The 19,678-nt window shown below is 69.3% G+C and carries 20 protein-coding genes; 16 read left to right on the forward strand and 4 right to left on the reverse strand.

Annotated elements, in window-relative coordinates:
* Positions 1 to 4 precede the first annotated feature (4 nt).
* From TSO221_RS28105 to TSO221_RS28115, 3 genes are read left to right on the forward strand one after another with little or no spacing between them, the layout of a single operon-like run.
* The gene (locus TSO221_RS28105; protein WP_109121816.1) at positions 5 to 934 is read left to right on the forward strand and encodes a branched-chain amino acid ABC transporter permease; all 930 of its coding nucleotides are present in this window, start codon (positions 5 to 7) and stop codon (positions 932 to 934) included.
* A complete protein-coding gene (locus tag TSO221_RS28110) occupies positions 931 to 1,899 on the forward strand; it encodes a branched-chain amino acid ABC transporter permease (RefSeq protein WP_109121817.1) in 969 nt (322 codons plus the stop codon). Before TSO221_RS28105 ends, TSO221_RS28110 begins: the two co-directional genes overlap by 4 nt.
* Positions 1,896 to 2,654, forward strand: coding sequence for an ABC transporter ATP-binding protein (locus TSO221_RS28115; RefSeq protein WP_109121818.1), 759 nt, complete (start codon positions 1,896 to 1,898; stop codon positions 2,652 to 2,654). Before TSO221_RS28110 ends, TSO221_RS28115 begins: the two co-directional genes overlap by 4 nt.
* Positions 2,655 to 2,658: 4 nt before the next feature.
* On the opposite strand, the gene TSO221_RS28120 is transcribed toward TSO221_RS28115, so the two are convergent.
* Together TSO221_RS28120 and TSO221_RS28125 are read right to left on the reverse strand one after the other, a co-directional pair.
* The gene (locus TSO221_RS28120; protein WP_109121819.1) at positions 2,659 to 3,018 is read right to left on the reverse strand and encodes a hypothetical protein; all 360 of its coding nucleotides are present in this window, start codon (positions 3,016 to 3,018) and stop codon (positions 2,659 to 2,661) included.
* A 2-nt stretch (positions 3,019 to 3,020) separates the two neighbouring features.
* Positions 3,021 to 4,085 carry a tetratricopeptide repeat protein gene (locus TSO221_RS28125; RefSeq protein WP_109121820.1) on the reverse strand — a complete coding sequence of 355 codons (1,065 nt, stop codon included), beginning with the start codon at positions 4,083 to 4,085 and terminating at the stop codon, positions 3,021 to 3,023.
* Positions 4,086 to 4,283: 198 nt separating this feature from the next.
* Between TSO221_RS28125 and boxC the strand changes: the two genes are divergently transcribed.
* Positions 4,284 to 5,909: a 2,3-epoxybenzoyl-CoA dihydrolase gene (gene boxC, locus TSO221_RS28130; RefSeq protein ID WP_109121821.1), complete on the forward strand. Its 1,626-nt coding sequence runs from the start codon at positions 4,284 to 4,286 to the stop codon at positions 5,907 to 5,909.
* Positions 5,910 to 5,914: 5 nt separating this feature from the next.
* On the forward strand, positions 5,915 to 7,339 hold the full coding sequence (gene boxB, locus TSO221_RS28135) for a benzoyl-CoA 2,3-epoxidase subunit BoxB (RefSeq protein ID WP_109121822.1): 1,425 nt from the start codon (positions 5,915 to 5,917) through the stop codon (positions 7,337 to 7,339).
* A 42-nt stretch (positions 7,340 to 7,381) separates the two neighbouring features.
* Here the strand turns inward: boxB and TSO221_RS28140 are convergent, their stop codons facing one another.
* Together TSO221_RS28140 and msrA are read right to left on the reverse strand one after the other, a co-directional pair.
* Positions 7,382 to 7,597: a hypothetical protein gene (locus TSO221_RS28140; RefSeq protein WP_109121823.1), complete on the reverse strand. Its 216-nt coding sequence runs from the start codon at positions 7,595 to 7,597 to the stop codon at positions 7,382 to 7,384.
* Between the two features lie 192 nt (positions 7,598 to 7,789).
* Positions 7,790 to 8,395, reverse strand: coding sequence for a peptide-methionine (S)-S-oxide reductase MsrA (gene msrA, locus TSO221_RS28145; RefSeq protein ID WP_109121824.1), 606 nt, complete (start codon positions 8,393 to 8,395; stop codon positions 7,790 to 7,792).
* A gap of 305 nt (positions 8,396 to 8,700) precedes the next feature.
* Here msrA and TSO221_RS28150 point away from each other — a divergent pair, with 305 nt between their 5' ends.
* The 11 genes from TSO221_RS28150 to TSO221_RS28200 form a co-directional block, all read left to right on the forward strand.
* A complete protein-coding gene (locus TSO221_RS28150; protein ID WP_109121825.1) occupies positions 8,701 to 9,741 on the forward strand; it encodes a C-terminal binding protein in 1,041 nt (346 codons plus the stop codon).
* Positions 9,742 to 9,745: 4 nt separating this feature from the next.
* Entirely contained in the window at positions 9,746 to 10,819 is a 1,074-nt protein-coding gene (gene ugpC / locus TSO221_RS28155; protein ID WP_109121826.1) for a sn-glycerol-3-phosphate ABC transporter ATP-binding protein UgpC, read from the forward strand.
* A 200-nt stretch (positions 10,820 to 11,019) separates the two neighbouring features.
* Positions 11,020 to 12,321, forward strand: a complete 1,302-nt coding sequence (locus TSO221_RS28160; protein WP_109121827.1) for a substrate-binding domain-containing protein — start codon at positions 11,020 to 11,022, stop codon at positions 12,319 to 12,321.
* Between the two features lie 157 nt (positions 12,322 to 12,478).
* Positions 12,479 to 13,429, forward strand: a complete 951-nt coding sequence (locus tag TSO221_RS28165; protein ID WP_109121837.1) for a sugar ABC transporter permease — start codon at positions 12,479 to 12,481, stop codon at positions 13,427 to 13,429.
* 10 nt (positions 13,430 to 13,439) lie between these two features.
* Positions 13,440 to 14,321 (forward strand): carbohydrate ABC transporter permease, encoded by an 882-nt coding sequence (locus TSO221_RS28170; RefSeq protein ID WP_109121828.1) that lies wholly within the window; start codon positions 13,440 to 13,442, stop codon positions 14,319 to 14,321.
* 1 nt (position 14,322) lies between these two features.
* Positions 14,323 to 15,048 (forward strand): FadR/GntR family transcriptional regulator, encoded by a 726-nt coding sequence (locus TSO221_RS28175; protein WP_109121829.1) that lies wholly within the window; start codon positions 14,323 to 14,325, stop codon positions 15,046 to 15,048.
* Positions 15,045 to 16,772 carry an L-arabinonate dehydratase gene (araD, locus tag TSO221_RS28180; protein ID WP_109121830.1) on the forward strand — a complete coding sequence of 576 codons (1,728 nt, stop codon included), beginning with the start codon at positions 15,045 to 15,047 and terminating at the stop codon, positions 16,770 to 16,772. Before TSO221_RS28175 ends, araD begins: the two co-directional genes overlap by 4 nt.
* A gap of 10 nt (positions 16,773 to 16,782) precedes the next feature.
* The gene (locus TSO221_RS28185; protein WP_109121831.1) at positions 16,783 to 17,529 is read left to right on the forward strand and encodes an SDR family NAD(P)-dependent oxidoreductase; all 747 of its coding nucleotides are present in this window, start codon (positions 16,783 to 16,785) and stop codon (positions 17,527 to 17,529) included.
* A gap of 161 nt (positions 17,530 to 17,690) precedes the next feature.
* Positions 17,691 to 18,434, forward strand: coding sequence for an SDR family oxidoreductase (locus tag TSO221_RS28190; protein ID WP_109121832.1), 744 nt, complete (start codon positions 17,691 to 17,693; stop codon positions 18,432 to 18,434).
* A 25-nt stretch (positions 18,435 to 18,459) separates the two neighbouring features.
* The gene (locus TSO221_RS28195; RefSeq protein ID WP_109121833.1) at positions 18,460 to 19,302 is read left to right on the forward strand and encodes an ureidoglycolate lyase; all 843 of its coding nucleotides are present in this window, start codon (positions 18,460 to 18,462) and stop codon (positions 19,300 to 19,302) included.
* A gap of 159 nt (positions 19,303 to 19,461) precedes the next feature.
* Positions 19,462 to 19,678: hypothetical protein (locus TSO221_RS28200; protein ID WP_199229661.1), on the forward strand; the 217-nt coding region annotated here is incomplete at its 3' end.

Raw genomic sequence — 19,678 nt, forward strand, 5'->3', positions numbered from 1 at the left:
CTCCATGGACCCCATCCTGCTCGCCGTCCAGACGTTGAACGGGTTGCAGCTCGGCGTGCTGCTGTTCCTCGTGGCCGCCGGGCTGACGCTCGTGTTCGGCATCATGGACTTCATCAATCTGGCGCACGGCGTGCAGTACATGATCGGCGCCTACTTCGCCGCCACCTTCACGGCGGTCACCGGCTCGTTCCTGCTCGGCGCCGCGCTGGCGCTGCCGGCCGCGGTGCTGGTCGGCGTGGCGCTGGAGCGCGTGGTGTTCCGTCACTTCTACGGCCGCGACCACCTCGACCAGGTGCTCGCCACCTTCGGCGTCATCTTCTTCCTGACCGAACTGGTGCGGGTGATCTGGGGGCCGACGCCGCTGTCCTTCCCGGTACCGGCCTGGGCCAGCCACTCGGTGACGCTGTTCGGCGGCGCCACCTACCCGGCCTACCGGCTGTTCATCATCGGCGGCGGGCTGGCGGTGGCGGCGGGGCTGTACGCGCTGGTGGCGCGCACGCGCTTCGGCATGCTGGTGCGCGCCGGGGCGAGCAACCCGCGCATGCTCCAGGCGCTGGGCACCGACATCAAGCGGCTGTTCCTGCTGGTCTTCGCGCTGGGCGCCATGCTCGCCGGCTTCGCCGGGCTGATGGCCGGGCCTATCCTGTCGGTGGAGCCGAGCATGGGCGACAACCTGCTGATCCTCGCCTTCGTCGTCATAGTCATCGGCGGCCTCGGCTCGATCCAGGGGGCGTTCCTGGGGGCGCTGCTGGTCGGGCTGGTCGACACGCTGGGGCGGTCGTTCCTGACCGACGCGGTGAAGCTGGTGCTGCCGGCCTCGGCGGCGGTGGACGTCGGGCCGGCGCTGTCCTCCATGCTGATCTACGTGCTGATGGCGGCGGTGCTGATCGTCTCGCCGACCGGGCTCCTGCCGGCGAAGGGAGCGACGCGGTGAGCGCCGACACCCTCTCCGCCCCGCCGCGCGCGGTCCGGTTCCGCGGCGCGCTGCTGCCGCTGGCGCTGTTCGCGCTGCTGGCGGTGGTGCCGTTCGTCGCCGGAGCCCTCGGGCAGCCCTTCTACGTCAGCCTGTTCACCCGCATCATGATCTTCGCCGTCGCGGCGCTGGCGCTCGACCTCGTGCTGGGATACGGCGGCATGGTCAGCCTGGGGCACGCGGCGTACATGGGGGTGGGCGCCTACGCGATCGGCATCCTGTCGTTCCACGGGGTGGACAGCGGCTGGCTGCAGTGGCCGCTGGGCATCGGGGCCGCGGCGCTGGCGGCGCTGGTGATCGGCGCGCTGTCGCTGCGCACGCGCGGCGTCTACTTCATCATGATCACGCTGGCCTTCGCGCAGATGCTCTACTACACGGCCAACGCGCTGAGCACCTACGGCGGCGACGACGGCATGACGCTGTGGGGGCGCAGCAGCTTCTCCGGCCTGGTCAAGCTGTCCGACGCGCGGACCTTCTACTGGATCGTCTTCGCCGTGCTGGCGCTGAGCTACCTGGGCCTGCGGCGCGTGGTGGCGTCGAAGTTCGGGCGGGTGCTGCGCGGCTGCAAGGAGAACGAGCGGCGCATGGCCGCCATCGGCTACAACACCGCGCTCTACAAGCTGGCGGCCTTCGTGCTGTCCGGCGCGCTGGCCGGGTTGTCCGGCGTGCTGCTGGCCAACCACACGGAGTTCGTCTCGCCGGCCTACATGAGCTGGGTGCGCTCCGGCGACCTCATCGTCATGGTGGTGATCGGCGGCCTGGGGACGCTGCACGGCCCCATCGCCGGCGCGGTGCTGGTGCTGGTGCTGGAGGAGGTGCTGTCCAAGCTGACGCAGCACTGGTGGCTGATCTTCGGTCCGCTGATCGTGCTGACGGTGTGGCGGGCCAAGGGCGGCGTGGTGCGCCTGTTCGGGGGGCGGGCATGACGCTGCTGTTGGTCGAGCGCCTCGCCAAGAGCTTCGGCGCCGTTGCCGCCACCCGCGACCTGTCGCTGGATGTGGCTGAGGGCTCCATCCACGCCGTCATCGGCCCGAACGGCGCCGGCAAGACGACGCTGGTGGCGCAGCTGGCCGGCGAGCTGCGCCCCGACGCCGGGCACGTCCTGTTCGACGGGCGGGACGTCACCCGGCTGCCGGTGCACCGGCGGGTGCGGCTGGGGTTGGCGCGCTCGTTCCAGATCTCCAACACGCTGCTGAGCTTCTCGCTGCTGGAGAACGTGGCGCTGGCGGTGCAGGCGCGGCATGGGCACAGCTTCCGCTTCTGGGCCGACGCGTCGCGCGACGGGCGCATCAACGCCGAGGCGCTGGCCGTGCTGCAGACGGTCGGTCTCGCCGACCGCCGCGACCGGCTGGCGTCGGAGGTCAGCCACGGCGAGCGGCGCCTGCTGGAGATCGCCATCGCGCTGGCGACCGGGCCGAAGATGCTGCTGCTCGACGAGCCGATGGCCGGCGTCGGCCCGGAGGAGGGGCAGCGCATGGTGGAGATGCTGCGCACGCTGCGCGGCCGCGTCACCATCCTGCTGATCGAGCACGACATGGACGCGGTGTTCCGCCTCGCCGACCGCATCACCGTGCTGGTCTACGGCCGCGCCATCGCCACCGGCACGCCGGACGAGATCCGCGCCGACGCCGCGGTGCGCGAGGCGTACCTGGGCGAGGAGGACGACGAGCTGGTGGCGTGAGCCTTTACTTCTTCACCGGCGGCCGCAGGTTCAGCCACACCTTCTCGATCCGCGGCAGCGATTCCGTGCGGCCCTTGAGGTCGGTCGACGACACCGTGTCCACCCCGCACTGGAAGTCGTAGTAGACGAAGCGGTGCACCGCGCTGACGTAGAAGGCGCCCTCGAACAGGTCGCCGTGCCGTTCGATGTGTTCGCTCTCGATCTTCAGGCCGGCGATCTTCGGCACGCGCTCGGCCGCCTTCAGCAGGCATTCGAGGGCCAGACGCTGGCTTTCCGGATCGCCGGGGACGCCGCCGGCCGCCCAGGCGGTGGGCGAGGCGAGCAGGGCGGCGCCCAGCAGGGCGCAGGCGAGGGGGCGGCGCATGGTCAGAAGCCCGTCGGCGCTTGCAGCGCCGCGCCGTACTCGTGGAAGTACTTGATCTCGGTGGTGGTGTGCGCGATGGCGTCGCGGAAGGCGACCACCGCCTCGTCCTTGCGGCCGAGCTTGCTCAGCAGCGTGCCCAGCATGTGGTAGTTGGCGGGGTCGTCCGGGCGCATCTCGATGCCGCGGCGCAGCCGGGCGACCGCCTCGTCGGTACGGCCCAGGCGGTCGTACGCCTTGCCGAGCGCCACGTACACGTCGCCCATCCGCGGATTCAGCTCCAGCCCGCGGTCGAAGGTGGCGATGGCCTCCTCCGTCTTGTCCTGCGCGGCGAGGATCAGGCCCTTGGTGACGTACAGGCTGCCGTGGTTGGGCTTGGCCGCGAGGCCCTGCTCGATGACGCGCATCGCCTGCTCGGGCTTGCCCTGCAGCAGCAGCGTGCGGGCCCACAGGTTGTGCAGCAGGTGAAGCTCGCCCGGCTCGATCGCCACGAAGGCCTTGCCGATGTACTCCATCGTGCGCGGGAAGTCCTTGCTGCCGGCGCGCTCCTCGGCGCGGCGGACGGACAGGGTGACCAGATAGGGGTCGATCACCATCATGGCGTCGTTGGCGACCGATTCGATGATGCGCGGCAACTCGTCGATCGGGCCGCGATGCTTGATGTCGCGGATCTGCCCCTCGCGCGGGTAGGCGCGCAGGCGGAACTCCACCTCGTTGCCCTGCAGCACCAGCTCGCCGGCGAAGTGGTAGGGGACGAGGCCGCCCATCTGGCGCACCGCGTCGATCACCGGCGTGATGTGCAGGTAGTCGGACACCGCGACCATCGAGCGGTCGGTCTGCCCGAAATCGACGTCCACCGAGCGCAGGCTCGATTTCGCCTGTTCGCCGATGCGCCGGACGGAGTCGGTCAGGTGGCGGGTGACGACCTCGGACGTGTAGCCCTGGTCCTCCAGCGCGTGCGGCACCGGCACCTTCTCGAACACGATCTCCGGGCCCGAGTAGATGCTGTACCCCAGCAGGCCGAGGGCGCCGACGATGGGGATGGTCAGAATTCCCAGATCGAAGAACATTCCGCATCCCCCCGCACGGCCGCTTTATGAGTACTACGATGGTATCACCGGCAACGTGCGCGGCGTCAAGACGCGGTGCGGCGCCGGCTGCACCGGCCTGCGTCCCCGCTTGACAACGAGAGCCGTTCGCAACACCATTGTAGCAATCCGGTACCGAATTAATAAATATACCGGACCGCAGCCCTGGGGAGGGAGGCCATGGAGCGCAACGCTCTGATCGATTTCCGCACGCATCCGGACCGCTACCGGCATTGGCGGCTGGCCGTCGATGGCGACGTGGCCACGCTGACGCTGGACGTCGCCGAGGACGGCGGGCTGGTGCCGGGCTACCAGCTGAAGCTCAACTCCTACGACCTCAGCGTCGATATCGAGCTGAACGACGCCGTGCAGCGCCTGCGCTTCGAGCACCCGCAGGTGCGCGCCGTGATCGTCGCCTCGGGCAAGGACCGGGTGTTCTGCGCCGGGGCCAACATCCCGATGCTGGCGCAGTCCTCGCACCACCATAAGGTCAACTTCTGCAAGTTCACCAACGAGACCCGCAACGCCATCGAGGAGGCGGCGGCCAAGGCCGGCCAGACCTGGATCAGCGCCATCAACGGCACGGCGGCCGGCGGCGGGTACGAGCTGGCGCTCGCCACCGACTGGATCGTCATGGCCGACGACGGATCGACCGCGGTGTCGCTGCCGGAGGTGGCGCTGCTGGCGGTGCTGCCGGGCACCGGCGGGCTGACCCGGCTGGTCGACAAGCGCAAGGTGCGCCGCGACCACGCCGACGTCTTCTGCACCCTGGAGGAGGGCATCCGCGGCCGGCGCGCGGTGGACTGGCGGCTGGTCGACGAGGTGGTGCCGCGCACCCGGCTGCTGGAGGCGGCGCAGGCGCGGGCCAGGGAGTTTGCCGCCCGCGTGCCGCGGACCGGCGAGGGCGTCGCGCTGCCGGCGGTGGAGCGCCGGTTCGAGGGCGACCGTATCGACTACACGCACGTTTCGGCTGTGCTCGACCGCGACGCCGGCACCGTCACCATCACCGTGCGTGCGCCTGCCGAGGCACCGAAGCGGGAGGACGGCGCGGCGTTCTGGCCGCTCGCCATGGCGCGGGAACTGGACGACCTGATCCTGCACCTGCGCTTCAACGAGACGACGCTCGGCACCTGGGTGCTGAAGGCGCAGGGCGACGCCGCGCTGGTCGAGGCGGCCGATGCGGCCCTGCTCGCCGACCCGGAGGACTGGTTCCTGCGCGAGACGACGCTGCACCTCGCCCGCGTGCTCAAGCGGCTGGACGTGACGGCGCGCAGCCTGTTCGCGGTGATCGACCGCGGCTCGTGCTTCGCCGGCACGCTGCTGGAACTCGCGCTGGCGGCCGACCGCAGCTACATGCTGGACGGCGGCGACGACGCGCCGGTGGTCCGGCTGACGCCGATGAACTTTGGGCCGCTGCCGATGCCCAACGGCCTGACCCGCCTGCACAGCCGCTTCCTCGCCGCTCCGGACCATGCCGAGGCGCTCAAGCGCTCCATCGGCGAGGACCTGGACGGCGACGACGCGCTGGACCAGGGCCTGGTCACCTTCGCCCCCGACGACATCGACTGGGACGACGAGATCCGCGTGGCGCTGGAGGAGCGCGCCGGCTTCTCCCCCGACGCGCTGACGGGCATGGAGGCGAGTTTGCGCTTCGGCGGGCCGGAGACCATCGAGAGCAAGATCTTCGCCCGCCTGTCCGCCTGGCAGAACTGGATCTTCCAGCGCCCGAACGCCGCCGGGGAGGCCGGTGCCCTGAAACTCTACGGAACCGGCCGCCGCGCCGAGTTCGATAAGGTGAGGGTGTGACCCGCATGACCACCGCCATCGACTACGTCAACCGCATCCCCAACAACGTCAACCTCGCCGACGACAAGCGCCTGCAGCGCGCGCTGGAGCAGTGGCAGCCGGGTTTCCTGCGCTGGTGGCAGGACCTCGGGCCGGTGGGCACCGGCGACCTGGACGTCTACCTGCGCACGGCGGTCGGCGTGGACGCCGGGGGCTGGGCGCACTGGGGCTACGTCAAGATGCCGGAGTACCGCTGGGGCATCTTCCTCACCCCGCACGACCGGGACCGCCGCATCGCCTTCGGCGTGCACAAGGGCGAACCGGCGTGGCAGCAGGTGCCGGGCGAGCACCGCGCGACGCTGCGCCGGCTGATCGTCACCCAGGGCGACACGGAACCCGCGTCGGTCGAGCAGCAGCGCCACCTCGGCCAGACCTGCCCGTCGCTGTACGACCTGCGCAACCTGTTCCAGGTGAACGTCGAGGAGGGGCGGCATCTGTGGGCGATGGTCTACCTGCTGCATGCCTATTTCGGCCGCGACGGCCGCGAGGAGGCGGAGGCGATGCTGGAACGCCACTCCGGCGACCCGGACAAGCCGCGCCTGCTCGGTGCCTTCAACGAGCGCACGCCGGACTGGCTGTCGTTCTTCATGTTCACCTTCTTCACCGACCGCGACGGCAAGTACCAGCTGGCCTCGCTGGCCGAGAGCGGCTTCGACCCGCTGGCGCGCTCCTGCCGGTTCATGCTGACCGAGGAGGCGCACCACATGTTCGTGGGCGAGACCGGGGTGGGACGCGTCATCCAGCGCGCCTGCGAGCTGATGCGCGAGCACCGCACCGACGACGTGCGCCGCTTCGGCGGCATCGATCTGGCGACCCTGCAGAAGTACCTGAACTTCCACTTCTCGGTGTCGCTCGACCTGTTCGGGCAGGAGCTGTCCACCAACGCCGCCAACTACTACACGCTGGGCCTGAAGGGCCGCTTCAACGAGGAGAAGATCGCCGACGACCACGTGCTGGAGGGTTCCTCCTACACCGTGACCACCGCCGAGGACGGGCGCGTCGTCACCAGACAGGCGGCGGCGCTGACCGCGCTGAACGAGCGGCTGCGCGACGACTACATCAAGGATTGCCAGCGCGGCGTCGACCGCTGGAACAAGATCATCGAGGCGCACGGCATCGACGTGCGGTTGACCCTGCCGCACCGCGCCTTCCACCGCGCCATCGGCAGCCTGTCGGCGCTGCACGTCGATCCCCAGGGCCGCCCGCTGCCGGCCGAGGAGTGGCGGCGCCGGCAGTACGAGTGGCTGCCCTCGCCGGAGGACGAGGCCTACGTCGCCTCGCTGATGGTGCCCGTCACCGAGCCTGGCAAGTTCGCCGCCTGGATCGCCCCGCCGGCCAAGGGGCTGGACGGCCGCCCGCTGGACTTCGAGTACGTGCGGCGCGGGCACTGACGGCGCAGGCCTGCACGCGACCAACGCGCTGCGCCGCCGGTATCACGCGGCGGAGCGCGGCTCGCCCTTCAGCAGCCCGGCCCGGGCGAGCGCCCACATCGCCTTGGTCCACGCCGCCTCGACGCCGAGCGACTTCTGCCGCGCCCGCAGCACCTCCACGGCGATTTCGATCGAGGAGACTTCGTCCATTCGCCGGCGGACCGAAGCGTAGGTCTCGCACACCGCCGCCGCGTCCTCGTCCCGGAGATCGTTGTCCATCGCCACCCCCGCTGACAGTGTCCGATCACAGACACATTATTGCGGAATCCTCAAGTCCCGTTTGACTCAAGTCAAGGGAGTGTTTGTATACGTTCAAAGCCGATTCTTGTCACAGCAATCAAGCTGCAAACAAAATCCGAATTCCTGCGTGTTACGTGACGTGTCACGTTGGCAAAGTACTTGGCCTGTTGTTCATCCCGACGGATGATCGCCCCAGACCTGCTCCAGTCGCTTGTCGCGGCCGCACGTGTACCGGTAGTAGTGATAGCGCAGCGGATTCTTCTTGTAGTAATCCTGATGGTAGTCCTCCGCGGGATAGAAGGCCGCGGCCGGCAGTACCGGAGTCACCACCGGCTTGCCGAGGCGTTTGGCGACGCTTTCCTTGGAGGCTTCCGCTTTCTGCCGCTCCTCGTCGGTGGCGGCGAAGATGGCCGTGGTGTACTGCTTGCCGCGGTCGCAGAACTGGCCGCCGGAGTCGAACGGATCGACCTGCCGCCAATAGACCTCCAGCAGCGTGTCGTAGGTCACCTTCTTCGGATCGTACCGCACCTCAACCGCCTCGTAATGGCCGGTGCGGCCGGCGGAGACCTGTTCATAGGTCGGGTTCGGCACCATGCCGCCGGTGTAGCCGGAGGTCGTCGCCATCACGCCGTCGAGCTTGTCGAAGGGCGGCTCCATGCACCAGAAGCAGCCGCCGGCGAACACGGCGGTCTTCGTCCCCGGTGCGTCCTGCGCCGGTGCCGGCGCGCTCACGCCGAGCGCCAAGGCCAGCAGCACCCCCGTCCACGCCGTGCGCATGTCATCCTCCCTGCCTTCACTCCGCACACTATAAGCATGGGGTGCCCGAGCCGGGGGTCACGCCTGATCACATCAGCGCGATCCGCCAAAAGAGGTACTTCTTCTGCGCTCCGGTCGGGCTTGACGGACGGTGCGCCGGGGAGGATGGTTATTTGTATGACGAATGATCCGCAGCACGGATCGTTTGCGCCGAGACCGGGAGAAACCGGCCGGTTCAGGGAGGGAAGAGACATCATGCCCAGGATCCGCGCTGCGGGGCCTTCGCCCCTGCACGCCGGGCGGGCGCGCAAGCGGCGTGAGGGCCCATGCGCGTCCTGATTCCCGATGCCAAGTTCACCGACGCGGCGGAGATCGAGAGCGGCGTCGCCGACGGCGTCGTCGCCTTCGTCCCGCGCCGCCACCTGCCGCAGGCCGAGATCCCGGCCGAGGACTGGGAGACCTGCGACGGCGTCCTCGCCTACGACGAGGTGCGGCTGGACAAGCACTGGCTGGAGCGCATGCCGCGCTGCCGCGTGGTGGTGCGGGCCGGCGTCGGCTTCGACAACGTCGACCTGGACGCCGCCGGCCGCCTGGGCATCGCGGTGTGCAACGTGCCGGACTACGGCACCACCGACGTCGCCGACCACGCCATCGCCATGCTGCTGACGCTGACGCGCGGCACCGCCGGCTTCGACGAGGCGATGCGCCGCGATCCGGTGGCGGGCTGGCAGTTCGACGGGCCGCCGCTGCTGCGCCGCCTGCGGGGGCTGGTGTTCGGCGTGATCGGGCTGGGCCGCATCGGCCTCGCCACGGCGCTGCGCGCCAGGGCGTTCGGCATGGAGGTGGTGTTCTTCGACCCCTACAGGCCGACCGGGACCGAGCTGTCGCTGGGCTTCGGCCGGGCGGACAGCCTGGCCGAGCTGATGGGGCGGGCCGACGTGGTCAGCGTGCACACGCCGCTGACCGGGGAGACGCACCGGATGCTCGACGCGGCGGCGTTCGCCGCGTCGAAGCCGGGGCAGATCCTGGTCAACACGGCGCGCGGGCCGGTGGTCGATCTGGACGCGCTGCACGAGGCGCTGGCGGGGGGACGGCTGGCCGGTGCGGCGCTCGACGTCATGCCGGTGGAGCCGATCGCCCGCGACATCGACCACCCGCTGTTCACCGCGTGGCGCAACGCCGAGTCCTGGATCGACGGGCGCCTGCTGCTCAGCCCGCACGCGGCCTTCTATTCGCCGGACAGCATCCGCGATCTGCGCCGCAAGTCGGCCGAGGTGGTGACGGCGGCGCTGCGCGACGGGCGGCTGATCAACTGCGTCAACCGCAGTTGGCTGACGTCGGAACGTGGTTGGACGGCGGAGGGATAAGCTCATGGCGTCGGTCGATATCCGCAAGGTGCGCAAGGCCTTCGGCGTGCACGAGGTGATCCACGGCATCGACGTCGACATCGGCGACGAGGAGTTCGTCGTGCTGGTCGGCCCGTCCGGCTGCGGCAAGTCGACGCTGCTGCGCATGATCGCCGGGCTGGAGCAGATCAGCGGCGGCGAGATCTCCATCGGCGGCCGGGTGGTCAACCAGGTGCCGCCGAAGGAACGGGACATCGCCATGGTGTTCCAGAACTACGCGCTGTACCCGCACATGAACGTCTTCGACAACATGGCGTTCAGCATGAAGCTGCGCCGCGCCGACCCGGCGGAGATCAAGAAACGGGTCGAGGGGGCGGCGGACATCCTCGACCTCGGCCCGTACCTGGGGCGCTACCCGCGCCAGCTGTCCGGCGGGCAGCGGCAGCGGGTGGCCATGGGGCGCGCTATCGTGCGCGATCCGCAGGTGTTTTTGTTCGACGAGCCGCTGTCCAACCTGGACGCCAAGCTGCGCGTGCAGATGCGCACCGAGATCAAGGCGCTGCACCAGCGGCTGCGCACCACCTCGGTCTATGTCACGCACGACCAGATCGAGGCGATGACCATGGCCGACCGCATCGTCGTCATGCACGATGGCCACGTCGAGCAGATCGGCACGCCGCTGGAGCTGTACGACCGCCCGGCCAACCTGTTCGTCGCCGGCTTCATCGGCTCGCCCGCCATGAACCTGTTCCGCGGCCTGCTGCGCCGCCGGGACGGGAAGGCGTTCGTGGTGACCGACGACAACCTCGCTCTGGAGGCCGAGTCCGACGTGGGGGGCGAGGAGGGGCAGAAGGTCGTCTACGGCATCCGGCCGGGCCACCTGCGCCTCGCCTCGGACGCCGAGCAGGGACTGCCCGCGGAGGTCGAGGTGATCGAGCCGACCGGCGACAACACGCTGGTGTTCTGCAAGGTCGGTGGCACCATAGCCTGCGCCGCCACCACCGAGCGCCACCCGCTGCGCCCCGGCGAGCGGCTGCGCCTCGTGCCGAAGCCGGGCGCGGGGCACGTGTTCGACGCGGCGGGCGGGCAGCGGCTTTAGTTAGAGAGGGAAGAAACCTCGCTATGACAGCGATGAACCACAGAGACACAGAGGCACAGAGAGGCACAGAGAAGAAAATCTCTGTGTTCCTCTGTGTCTCTGTGTCTCCGTGGTAAATGCCGGTGCAGCGGGATTTTCTCGGGAATGCCAACCAACGGCCGACCGGCGGAGCCGGCGACCCAACCAAGGGAGGGACGGTCATGGAGTTCACCAGACGCGACGTTCTGAAGGCGGGCGCCGCGGTGTCGGCCTTGAGTTTGGCCCCAAGCAGCTTCGCGGCGGACTTCAAGCTGGAGCCCGAGAAGGGCGCCGAGCTTCGCGTGCTGCGCTGGAAGAAGTTCGTCCAGGGCGACGAGGACGGCTGGATGGCGAACACCGAGAAGTTCACCAAGGCCACCGGCATCAAGGTGCGCATCGACGCGGAATCCTGGGAGGACATCCGGCCGAAGGCGGCCGTCGCGGCGAACGTCGGCTCCGGGCCGGACATCATCTTCGGCTGGTTCGACGACCCGCACCAGTACCCGGACAAGCTGGTGGACCTGACCGACCTCGCCGAGTATCTGGGCGCCAAGTACGGCGGCTGGTACGACGCGCCGAAGCGCTACGGCATGCGCGACGGCAAATGGATCGGGCTGCCGGTCGGCGCCGCCGGCAACTGCATCGTCTACCGCAAATCCTGGCTGCAGGAGGCCGGCTTCGAAAAAATGCCGACCGATACCGACGGCTTCCTCAAGGCCTGCAAGGCGATGCACGCCAAGGGGCACCCGGCCGGCTTCGCGCTGGGCAACGCGGTGGGCGACGGCAACACCTGGACGCACAGCATCCTCTGGGCGTTCGGCGGCCGCATGGTGGACGACAACAACAACGTCACCATCAACTCCCCCGAGACGGTGCGCGCCCTGGAATGGGTGGCGGAGCTCTACAAGACCTTCATCCCGGGCACGCTGTCCTGGCTCGACCCCAACAACAACAAGGCCTTCCTGGCCGGCGAGATCGGCGTCACCGCCAACGGCATCTCGGTCTACTACTCGGCCAAGAACTCGCCGGACCCGGCGATGCAGGCGATGGCCAAGGACATCGAGCACGTCAACATGCCCATCGGCCCGGTCGGCAAGCCGACCGAGCTGCACCTGTTCACCCAGGGCATGGTGTTCAAGTATTCCAAGTACCCGAACGCGGCGAAGGAGTACCTGCGCTTCATGATGGAGAAGGAGCAGTACGAGCCCTGGCAGCAGGCCGCCATCGGCTACGTCACCCAGCCCCTGGCCGCGTACGAGAGCAACCCGATCTGGACCGTCGATCCCAAGCACACGCCGTACCGCGACACGGTGAAGAACATGCTGTGGAACGGCTACAGCGGCAAGCTGGGGCCGGCCTCGGCGGCGGCGATGGCCGACTACGTGGTGGTCAACATGTTCGCCGAGGCCGCCTCGGGGCAGCAGTCGCCGAAGGACGCCGCCGCCCGCGCCGAGAAGCGGGTCATGCGGTACTACAAGACCTAGCAAACCTAGTCCCTCCCCCGCCCCCGGCGGGGGAGGGAGGGACCCGCGGCATCGCCGCGGGAGGGTGGGGGCTACGGCATTCCCCGGAAGCCGCTGCCCCCTCCTAACCTCCCCCGCCGGGGCGGGGGAGGGATTGTTCTGCCTTTTCGAGGCCGCCATGTACGTCGACACCAAGGCCCACGGCACCTCCTCCAAGGCGCTGGCTGCCCACCGCTTCCGCTTCGGCGAGAGCCGCGGGTTCCTCGGGCTGCTGTTCATGCTGCCCGCCGCCACCGTGCTGCTGCTGTTCCTCGCCTACCCGCTGGGCCTCGGCGTCTGGCTCGGCATGACCGACGCGCGGGTCGGGCGCGGCGGCACGTACATCGGCCTCGAGAACTACGAGATGCTGTGGACCGACAGCGTGTTCTGGCTGTCGGTCTTCAACACGCTGCTCTACACGGTGGTCGCCAGCGTGTTCAAGTTCGCGCTCGGCCTCTGGCTGGCGCTGCTGCTGAACCACCACCTGCCGTTCAAGGCGTTCCTGCGCGCCATCGTGCTGCTGCCGTGGATCGTGCCGACGGCGCTGTCGGCCATCGCCTTCTGGTGGATCTACGACCCGCAGTTCTCCGTCGTCTCGTGGGCGCTGGTGCGGCTCGGCCTGATCGACAAGTACATCAACTTCCTGGGCGACCCGGCGTGGGCGCGGGCCAGCGTCATCATGGCGAACATCTGGCGCGGCATCCCGTTCGTGGCGATCACGCTGCTGGCCGGGCTGCAGACCATCCCGCCGTCCTTGTACGAGGCGGCGGTGATCGACGGCGCCACGCCGTGGCAGCGCTTCCGCTTCGTCACCTTCCCGATGCTGACGCCGATCATCGCGGTGGTGATGACCTTCTCGGTGCTGTTCACCTTCACCGACTTCCAGCTGATCTACGTGCTGACCCGCGGCGGGCCGCTGAACGCCACGCACCTGATGGCCACCCTCTCGTTCCAGCGCGCCATCCCCGGCGGCAACCTGGGCGAGGGCGCGGCCATCGCCGTGTCGATGATCCCGTTCCTGCTGGCGGCCATCCTGTTCAGCTACTTCGGCCTGCAACGCCGCCGCTGGCAACAGGGCGGCGGCGATTGAGGAGGACCCCATGGCGCGCAACAAAGACGAGGCGCCCGCCGACGGCATGGACTATCTGACGTCCATCCCGCGCCGCTGGGTGACGGTGTACATCCCGCTGCTGCTGTTCCTGTTCGTGCTGCTGTTCCCGTTCTACTGGATGGGCATCACCTCGTTCAAATCGAACGAGGAGCTGTACGACTTCCAGAACTTCAGCCCGTTCTGGGTGGCGCACCCGACGCTGGCCAACATCGAGAAGCTGCTGTTCCGCACCGCCTATCCGGAGTGGCTGCTGAACACGCTGCTGGTTTCGGTGGTGTCGACCGTCCTGTCGCTGTTCTGCGCGGTGTGCGCCGCCTACGCCATCGAGCGGCTGCGCTTCAAGGGCGCGCGCTTCGTCGGGCTGGCGATCTTCCTGGCCTATCTGGTGCCGCCGTCGATCCTGTTCATCCCGCTGGCCTCCATGGTGTTCGCCTACGGGCTGTTCGACACCAAGTGGGCGCTGATCCTCACCTACCCGACGTTCCTGATCCCGTTCTGCACGTGGCTGCTGATGGGCTACTTCCGCTCGATCCCCTACGAGCTGGAGGAATGCGCGCTGATGGACGGCGCGTCCCGCCTGCAGATCCTGGTGAAGATCCTGCTTCCCCTGGCGGTGCCCGGGCTGATCTCCGCCGGCATCTTCGCCTTCACGCTGAGCTGGAACGAGTTCATCTACGCGCTGACCTTCATCCAGTCCTCCGAGCAGAAGACCGTCCCCGTCGGCGTCATCACCGAGCTGGTGGAGGGCGACGTCTACCACTGGGGCTCGCTGATGGCGGGGGCGCTGCTGGGCTCGCTGCCGGTGGCGATCCTCTATTCCTTCTTCGTCGAGCACTACGTCGCCAGCATGACCGGCGCGGTGAAGGAGTGACATGCTCGACGCCCCCGCCCCCAGCCTGGGATCGCGGCGCAACCTGCACGGGCGGGTGGTGCAGGACCTGGGTGCGCGCATCGCCGGGGGCGGCTATGAGCCAGGGGCGCTGCTGCCGTCGGAGGCGGTTCTGGGCGCCTCGTTCGGCGTCAGCCGCACGGTGCTGCGCGAGGCGGTGAAGGTGCTGGCCTCCAAGGGGCTGGTCGAGGCGCGGCCCAAGATCGGCACCCGTGTCCGCCCGCGCACGGACTGGAACATGCTCGACCCCGACGTGCTGGCGTGGCAGTGCGCCGGCACCGACCTGCCGGGCGTGGCGGAAGACCTCATGGAGATCCGCCGCGTCGTCGAGCCGCACGCCGCGGCGCTCGCCGCCCGCCGCGCCAGCGCGGCGGAGGTCGCGGAGATCGCCGCCGCCTACGCCGATATGGAGCGCGCCCCGGACATCGAAAGCTCGGTGGAACCGGACGTGCGCTTCCACCTCGCCGTCATGGACGCGACGCACAACGCCTTCCTGCGCCCGCTCGGCGCGCTGATCCGCGCGGCGCTCAGCGCCAGCTTCCGCCTGTCGAAGATGCCGCCGGGCGCGCACGAGCGCTCGATGCCACGCCACCGCGCGGTGCTCGATGCCATCCGCGACCGCGACCCGGAGGCGGCGCGCGCCGCGATGCGCGACCTGCTCGACCACGCCGCCGAGGACATCCGCAACGCCAAGGAGACCATTCGATGACCGAACGGAAAAAGCTGCGCTCCCAGGCGTGGTTCGGCGGGCACGACAAGGACGGGTTCATCCACCGCTCCTGGATGCGCAATCAGGGCCACCCCAGCCACATGTTCGACGGCCGTCCGGTGATCGGCATCTGCAACACCTGGTCGGAGCTGACGCCCTGCAACGCGCACTTCCGCCTGCTGGCCGAGCGGGTCAAGCGCGGCGTGCTGGAGGCCGGCGGCTTCCCGTTGGAATTCCCGGTGATGTCGCTGGGCGAGACCAACCTGCGCCCGACCGCCATGCTGTTCCGCAACCTGGCGTCCATGGACGTCGAGGAGTCGATCCGCGGCAACCCCATCGACGGCGTCGTGCTGCTGTGCGGCTGCGACAAGACCACGCCGTCGCTGGTGATGGGGGCGGCCAGCTGCAACCTGCCGACCCTCGTGGTGTCCGGCGGGCCGATGCTGAACGGCCACTACCGCGGCGGGCTGATCGGCTCGGGCACTGCGGTCTGGCAGTTCAGCGAGGACGTCAAGGCCGGCAAGATGAGCCTGGAGGACTTCATGGACGCCGAGGCGTGCATGTCGCGCTCGGTCGGGCACTGCATGACCATGGGCACGGCGTCCACCATGGCGTCGATGGTCGAGGCGCTGGGCCTCGGCCTGCCGCAGAACGCCGCCATTCCGGCCGCCGACTCCCGCCGCAACGTGCTGGCGCACATGGCCGGGCGGCGGATCGTCGAGATGGTGCACGAGAACCTGACGCTCGACCGGATCCTCACCAAGGCGAACTTCGAGAACGCCATCCGCGTCAACGGCGCCATCGGCGGATCGACCAACGCCGTCATCCACCTGATCGCCATGGCCGGCCGCATCGGGGTGGAGCTGTCGCTCGACGACTGGGACCGGCTGGGCCGCGAGGTGCCGACGCTGGTCGACCTGATGCCATCGGGGCGCTTCCTGATGGAGGACTTCTACTACGCCGGCGGCGTGCCCGCGGTGGTGCGGGCGCTGGGCGAGCAGGGGCTGCTGCACAGGGACGCGCTGACGGTGAACGGCCGCACCATCTGGGAGAACTGCGAGGGCGCCAAGAACTGGAACGAGGAGGTCATCCGCGGCTTCGACCGCCCGCTGGTCGAGCACGGCGGCGTGGCGGTGCTGCGCGGCAACCTGGCGCCCGATGGCGCGGTGCTGAAGCCCTCCGCCGCCTCGCCGCACCTGATGAAGCACCGGGGGCGCGCGGTGGTGTTCAGCAGCATCGAGGACTACCACGCCCGCATCGAGGACCCGGCCCTCGACATCGACGAGACCTGCGTGATGGTGCTGCAGAACTGCGGCCCCAAGGGCTATCCCGGCATGGCCGAGGTCGGCAACATGGGCCTGCCGCCGAAGGTGCTGCAGAAGGGCATCACCGACATGGTGCGCATCTCCGACGCCCGCATGTCCGGCACGGCCTACGGCACGGTGGTGCTGCACGTCTGCCCGGAGGCGGCGGCCGGTGGCCCGCTGGCGCTGGTGCGCGACGGCGACCAGATCGAGCTGGACGTCGAGGCCCGCACCCTGCACCTGCACGTCTCCGACGCCGAGCTGGAGCGCCGCCGGAAGGACTGGACGCCGCCGGAGCCGGCGATGAAGGGCGGCTACCAGTCGTTGTACGTCGAGCACGTGATGCAGGCCGACAAGGGGGCGGACTTCGACTTCCTCGTCGGCTGCCGCGGCGCCGCGGTGCCGCGCGAATCCCATTAGGAGCGAGAGCATGAACCGCATCGACCTCGACGGCCGGCGCGCCGTCGTCACCGGCGGCGCCCAGGGCATCGGACGGGCCGTCGCCGAACGGCTGCTGACGTCCGGCGCCACCGTCGCGCTCTGGGACCAGGACGCCGCCCTCGCCGGGCAGACCGCGGCGCAGCTGGGATCCGCGGCGCACGCCGTCGCCGCGGACGTCACCGATGCCGCCAGCGTCGACGCGGCGCTGGCCGAGACCACCACGCGCCTCGGCGGTATCGACATCCTGGTCGCCAATGCCGGCATCTCCGGCCCCAACCTGAAGGTCTGGGAATACCCGCCGGAGGAGTGGCGCCGCGTGCTGGAGATCGACCTGACCGGCGTCTTCCTGTGCTGCCGCGCCGTGGTGCCGGGGATGATCGCGCGGAACTACGGCCGCATCGTCTGCACCGCCTCCATCGCCGGCAAGGAGGGCAATCCCAACGCCTCGGCCTACAGCGCCGCCAAGGCCGGGGTCATCGCGCTGACCAAGTCGCTGGGCAAGGAGCTGGCCGGCCACGACATCGCCGTCAACGCCATCACCCCCGCCGCCGCCCGCACCCGGATCTTCGAGCAGATGACCGAGGAGCACATCGGCTACATGCTCTCCAAGATCCCGCGCGGCCGCTTCGTGCAGGTGGAGGAGATCGCCTCGATGGTGGCGTGGCTGGTGTCGGCTGAGAACTCCTTCACCACCGGCGCGGTCTTCGACCTCAGCGGCGGCCGGGCGACGTATTAGCACCTTCAAGCCCCTCTCCCCTTGAGGGAGAGGGGTTGGGGTGAGGGGTGCGCCGGCGGAAGCCGGCCCGTCTCTTCCGCCGCCTGCCGGCGGCTACGACCCCCCATCCCAACCCTTCTCCCTCAAGGGGAGAAGGGCTTCGATAACGATTGGGAGGAACCATGGCGGACCGACTGAAGGGAAAGACCGCGCTGATCACCGCGGCGGGGCAGGGGATCGGGCGCGCCTCGGCGCTGGCCTTCGCGGCGGAGGGGGCGCGCGTTCTGGCCACCGACATCAACGAGCCGGCGCTCGCCGCGCTGGCGAAGGAAAACCCCGTCATCGAGGTCCACCGGCTCGACGTGCGCGACAACGCCGCGGTGAACGCGCTGGCGGCCGAGGTCGGCGCGGTGGACGCGCTGTTCAACTGCGCCGGCTTCGTGCACAGCGGCACGGTGCTGGAGTGCACCGAGGAGCAGTGGGACTTCGCCTTCGACCTCAACGTCAAGTCGATGTACCGGATGATCAAGGCCTTTCTGCCGGCCATGCTGAAGGCGGGCGGCGGCAGCATCGTCAACATGTCCTCGGGCGCCAGCAGCATCAAAGGCGCCCCCAACCGTTTCATCTACGGCACCACCAAGGCGGCGGTGATCGGCCTGACCAAGTCGGTGGCGGCGGACTTCATCACCCAGGGCATCCGCTGCAACGCCATCTGCCCCGGCACCGTGCAGACCCCCTCGCTGGACGAGCGCATCGCCGCACAGGGCGACCTGGAAAAGGCCCGCGCCGCCTTCATCGCCCGCCAACCGCTGGGCCGGCTGGGCCGGCCGGAGGAGATCGCCGCGCTGGCGGTATACCTGGCCTCCGACGAGTCTTCCTTCACGACAGGGGCGATCCACGTTATCGACGGTGGCTGGACGCTGTAGAAACACCAAAGGGAACAGAGACACCATGAAGCTGCTGCGCTACGGCCCCAGGGGCCAGGAGAAGCCCGGACTGCTCGACGCGGAGGGCCGCATCCGCGACCTGTCCGGTACGCTGGACGACATCGCCGGCGACGCGCTGACCCCCGCCGGGCTGGCCAGGCTGCGCGGGATCGACCCGGCGTCGCTGCCGCTGGTTCAGGGCACGCCGCGCCTCGGGCCCTGCGTCGGCCGGGTCGGCAAGTTCGTCTGCATCGGCCTCAACTACGCCGATCACGCCGCCGAATCCGGCATGCCCGTGCCGAAGGAGCCGGTGGTCTTCATGAAGCCGACCAGTTGCATCGTCGGCCCCGACGACGACGTGGAGATCCCGCGCGGCTCCGAGAAGGCCGACTGGGAGGTCGAGCTGGGCGTCGTCATCGGTGCGCCGGCCAAGTACGTCTCCGAGGAGGACGCGCTGAAGCACGTCGCCGGCTACTGCATCGTCAACGACGTGTCGGAGCGCGCCTTCCAGCTGGAGGGCACCGGCCAGTGGGTGAAGGGCAAGAGCCACGACACCTTCGGCCCGGTCGGCCCGTGGCTGGTGACGGCCGACGAGGTCGAGGACCCGCAGGCCCTCGACATGTGGCTGGAGGTGGACGGCAAGCGCTACCAGAACGGTTCGACCCGCACCATGGTGTACGGGGTGAAGCATCTGGTCAGCTATCTCAGCCGCTTCATGAGCCTGCAGCCGGGCGACATCATCTCCACCGGCACGCCGCCGGGCGTCGGCATGGGCCAGAAGCCGCCCGTGTTCCTGCGCGCCGGCCAGAGCATGAAGCTGGGCGTCCAGGGCCTGGGCGTGCAGACGCAGAAGACCGTCTCCGCCTGACGGGGTCCTTCGGGCGGACCAAGGGTTAACCCTTGGTCCGCCCCGGGTTCGCCCCGATGGCGGGTTTATCAGTCTCCGCTTATAGTTTTCCCACACAAACAATGCGGGTAAGGACGGTTAAGCCGCCGGCCCGCGCAGAAATCCTATGTGGAGGAAACCGTGAGCGAGGGCACTCCCCGCACCCCGGCGCTCGCCCGGGATGCCGGACCGTCCGGTGACCGTCTCCGGCGGGCGCCGGAGAACTTCCTGAGCCGCGAGCAGATCACGCAGGTGAGCCGGGGCCGGCGCGACTTCCTGCGCTCCAGCTTTCTGGCCGCCGGCGCCGCGCTGACCGGAACGGCCGCTTCGGCTTCCCCGGCCCTGGCGCAGAGCGTCG

The sequence above is a fragment of the Azospirillum sp. TSO22-1 genome (genome assembly GCF_003116015.1).
GTDB lineage: Bacteria > Pseudomonadota > Alphaproteobacteria > Azospirillales > Azospirillaceae > Azospirillum.

Excerpts from the sequence above, each read along its gene's own strand:
- TSO221_RS28105 (WP_109121816.1), top strand. The coding sequence starts at position 5 with ATGGACCCCATCCTGCTCGCCGTCCAGACGTTGAACGGGTTGCAGCTC.
- TSO221_RS28115 (WP_109121818.1), top strand. The coding sequence starts at position 1,896 with ATGACGCTGCTGTTGGTCGAGCGCCTCGCCAAGAGCTTCGGCGCCGTT.
- TSO221_RS28120 (WP_109121819.1), bottom strand. The coding sequence starts at position 3,018 with ATGCGCCGCCCCCTCGCCTGCGCCCTGCTGGGCGCCGCCCTGCTCGCC.
- TSO221_RS28125 (WP_109121820.1), bottom strand. The coding sequence starts at position 4,085 with ATGTTCTTCGATCTGGGAATTCTGACCATCCCCATCGTCGGCGCCCTC.
- boxC (WP_109121821.1), top strand. The coding sequence starts at position 4,284 with ATGGAGCGCAACGCTCTGATCGATTTCCGCACGCATCCGGACCGCTAC.
- boxB (WP_109121822.1), top strand. The coding sequence starts at position 5,915 with ATGACCACCGCCATCGACTACGTCAACCGCATCCCCAACAACGTCAAC.
- TSO221_RS28140 (WP_109121823.1), bottom strand. The coding sequence starts at position 7,597 with ATGGACAACGATCTCCGGGACGAGGACGCGGCGGCGGTGTGCGAGACC.
- msrA (WP_109121824.1), bottom strand. The coding sequence starts at position 8,395 with ATGCGCACGGCGTGGACGGGGGTGCTGCTGGCCTTGGCGCTCGGCGTG.
- TSO221_RS28150 (WP_109121825.1), top strand. The coding sequence starts at position 8,701 with ATGCGCGTCCTGATTCCCGATGCCAAGTTCACCGACGCGGCGGAGATC.
- ugpC (WP_109121826.1), top strand. The coding sequence starts at position 9,746 with ATGGCGTCGGTCGATATCCGCAAGGTGCGCAAGGCCTTCGGCGTGCAC.
- TSO221_RS28160 (WP_109121827.1), top strand. The coding sequence starts at position 11,020 with ATGGAGTTCACCAGACGCGACGTTCTGAAGGCGGGCGCCGCGGTGTCG.
- TSO221_RS28165 (WP_109121837.1), top strand. The coding sequence starts at position 12,479 with ATGTACGTCGACACCAAGGCCCACGGCACCTCCTCCAAGGCGCTGGCT.
- TSO221_RS28170 (WP_109121828.1), top strand. The coding sequence starts at position 13,440 with ATGGCGCGCAACAAAGACGAGGCGCCCGCCGACGGCATGGACTATCTG.
- TSO221_RS28175 (WP_109121829.1), top strand. The coding sequence starts at position 14,323 with ATGCTCGACGCCCCCGCCCCCAGCCTGGGATCGCGGCGCAACCTGCAC.
- araD (WP_109121830.1), top strand. The coding sequence starts at position 15,045 with ATGACCGAACGGAAAAAGCTGCGCTCCCAGGCGTGGTTCGGCGGGCAC.
- TSO221_RS28185 (WP_109121831.1), top strand. The coding sequence starts at position 16,783 with ATGAACCGCATCGACCTCGACGGCCGGCGCGCCGTCGTCACCGGCGGC.
- TSO221_RS28190 (WP_109121832.1), top strand. The coding sequence starts at position 17,691 with ATGGCGGACCGACTGAAGGGAAAGACCGCGCTGATCACCGCGGCGGGG.
- TSO221_RS28195 (WP_109121833.1), top strand. The coding sequence starts at position 18,460 with ATGAAGCTGCTGCGCTACGGCCCCAGGGGCCAGGAGAAGCCCGGACTG.